The sequence below is a fragment of the Neptunicoccus sediminis genome (assembly GCF_001719615.1).
Taxonomy (GTDB): Bacteria; Pseudomonadota; Alphaproteobacteria; order Rhodobacterales; family Rhodobacteraceae; genus Amylibacter; species Amylibacter sediminis.
Window position 1 is genome coordinate 1 of record NZ_MDVX01000070.1, and the last position, 2,529, is coordinate 2,529.

A 2,529-nucleotide genomic window follows, 5' to 3' on the forward strand; every position below is an offset into this window, starting at 1 on the left:
GTAACCGCCTCATTGATACCGCGGATTAAGCGGCTTGAGTGTCACTTCTTGAGGCGAGCGGTTCCCAATTCCACGGCAACAACTCTTCAAGTCGGTTGATCTTGTGATCATGGATTCGGTCGAGGATGTCTGCCAGATAGGTTTGTGGGTCGAGACCATTCAGCTTGGCGGTTTCAATGATGGTCATGGCCCGCGCGAGGGTCTCAGCGCCCGTGTCGGCTCCGGCGAATAGCCAGTTTTTCCTGCCAATGCCAATCGGGCGCAGGGCGCGTTCGGCGGGATTGTTGTCTATGGCAACACGGCCATCCGTCAGGAACAGGCAGAACGCATCCCGGCGCGACAGTCCATAGCGGAACGCTTTTGCGAGATTGCTTTTGCCAGGAAGGCGCAAGAGTTGTTGTTCGGACCAGGCGAAGAAAGCTTCGACCTGTGGCGCGCTGTGTTCTTGACGCGCGGCATGACGGACAACTGCGGGCCGCCCGTTGATCTCGCGCTCGATGTCATAGATCTTGCCAATTCGGTCGATTGCTTCGCGGGCAATCGCAGATTTGGTTTTCTGCCATTCATCATGGAAGTCCCGGCGCCAGTGCGCCCAGCACGCCGCCTCGCGCAGGCGCTTTGAACCGTCAGCTTCCGGCTCATACAGCTTGGCATAACCTTTATAGCCGTCGGCTTGAAGGATGCCCCGGGTCCCAGAGAGGTGCTTATGGACGTGCTCCTCTTTCCAGTTCGGAGCAAAGGCATAAGTTGCGGCGGGCGGAGACGCCCCGGCCCAAGGCCTTTGATCTCGGACATAGGTCCAAATCCGACCTTTCTTCACGCCCTTCCCAAGCCCTTTGTCCTTCTTCGAGCGATCCAGCACCTGGATCGGCGTATCATCCGCATGCAGCAGATCACTGTCCATCACATCAGCTTCGATCAACTCGATCAGCGGCTGAAGGGTGCGCATGGCGCGTCCGCACCAGCCGACAAGCGTGCTCTCCGGAATGTCTGCCCCCATACGGGCAAAGATCTCGTGCTGGCGATAGAGCGGAAGGTGGTCATCGAACTTCGAGACCAGAACATGGGCCAGCAGGTTCGGCCCGGCCATGCTTCCCGGGATCGGGCGGCTTGGGGCCGGCTCTTGCACCATACGCTCGCAGCGACGGCAGGACTTCTTGATCCGGGCGATTTGGATCACCTTCATTTGCGCGGCAATCATATCGAGAAGTTCGCTGACATCTTCTCCGACGATGCGCAGGTCGCCGCCACAATCCAGGCAACAGGAGCCGGGATCGAGTTCGCGGCGCTCACGGGGTGTCTCTGCCGAGACACGCGGACGGCGCCGCAGCTTGGGTTCCGGCGAGACATCTTCATCGTCGGGTTCGTCTTGCCCTTCATCAATGGGCTGGTCGTCGTCTTCAGCCATTGCAACAAAGAGATCTTCAAGTGCCAGTTCCAGCTGCTCGATCTCGCGTTCAACCTTTTCTGAAGATTTGCCGAACGCCAGCTTCTGCAGCTTGGCGATCCGCAATCGCAGAGCTTGGACCAGTTGGTCATGGACGCGCAACGTGGTCGCCATCTTGTCGTTTTCTGCCTGCAAAAGAGCAATCATCGCCTTCAAAACGGCGGGATCATCGGGCAGGTTTTCGACAGGTTTGGTCATGCACCTGACTACCAAAAACCAGGCCAAAACTCCATATAAATAGAGCTAAAACGGCAATAAATTCACCCGACCCGTGCAGGTGGCGCACCCCAGTGCGGACGCCGCCAATCTATGCCCTCCCAGAGCATCGCAAGCTGCGCGGAGGTCAGTCGCAACGCGCCATCTTCGGCGCTTGGCCACGGGAAGCGGCCACGCTCCAACACTTTGTAGTAGAGGCAAAACCCCTGACCATCCCAATAGAGTAGTTTGATCCGGTCACCACGTCGTCCACGGAATGCAAACACAGCACCGCCAGCCGGCTTCTGCCGCAACACATCTTGCGCCATAGCTGACAAGCCAGCGATCCCTTTGCGCATATCCGTAACGCCGCAGGCCAAATACACGCGCACCCCTGTTCCGGGACCAATCATATCGTCTCCACCGCTCGAATGAGATGGTGAAGGCTGGCCGTCGGCAAATCCTGTGCGCAGCGCAACCTGCGGCCATTCCTCAAGATGATTTCAACCTCGGGTGCCGGTGCTGGTGCCGCTACGGGCACGTCAGGCGCCTCGTCGCTTGTCTGAGGAGGCAACGGGAGAAACACCGTCCTGTCGGAAACTGCCTCAAGGCCCTTGCGTCGCAGTGCCCGGCGCCACTGGTAGATATGTTGGCGTGTGATGTCATGGCGACGAGCAACATCGGTGACGGTGGCCCCATTCATGCCAACCTCTTCGAGGATCGCCTGCTTCTCATCATCCCGCCAGCGCCTTCTGCGCTCAACACCGACAATAACTTCATGACGCATATCTCGCTCCGCATTAAACAACGTCCATAACGACGACAATAACGACAGAACTTAACATCCTATCTGATCACCAAGAAGGCGGTACCAATGAGGCGGTTAC

The 2,529-nt window shown here is 58.1% G+C and carries 3 protein-coding genes; all 3 read right to left on the reverse strand.

Annotated elements, in window-relative coordinates; genetic code table 11:
• Positions 1-25 precede the first annotated feature (25 nt).
• The 3 genes from tnpC to tnpA all read right to left on the reverse strand — a co-directional run bounded on the left by tnpC (position 26) and on the right by tnpA (position 2,429).
• Positions 26-1,645 carry an IS66 family transposase gene (gene tnpC, locus BFV97_RS18310; protein ID WP_069301786.1) on the reverse strand — a complete coding sequence of 540 codons (1,620 nt, stop codon included), beginning with the start codon at positions 1,643-1,645 and terminating at the stop codon, positions 26-28.
• Between the two features lie 62 nt (positions 1,646-1,707).
• The gene (tnpB, locus tag BFV97_RS18315; RefSeq protein ID WP_069301787.1) at positions 1,708-2,055 is read right to left on the reverse strand and encodes an IS66 family insertion sequence element accessory protein TnpB; all 348 of its coding nucleotides are present in this window, start codon (positions 2,053-2,055) and stop codon (positions 1,708-1,710) included.
• Positions 2,052-2,429 carry an IS66-like element accessory protein TnpA gene (gene tnpA, locus BFV97_RS18320; RefSeq protein WP_069301788.1) on the reverse strand — a complete coding sequence of 126 codons (378 nt, stop codon included), beginning with the start codon at positions 2,427-2,429 and terminating at the stop codon, positions 2,052-2,054. Before tnpA ends, tnpB begins: the two co-directional genes overlap by 4 nt.
• Positions 2,430-2,529 lie beyond the last annotated feature (100 nt).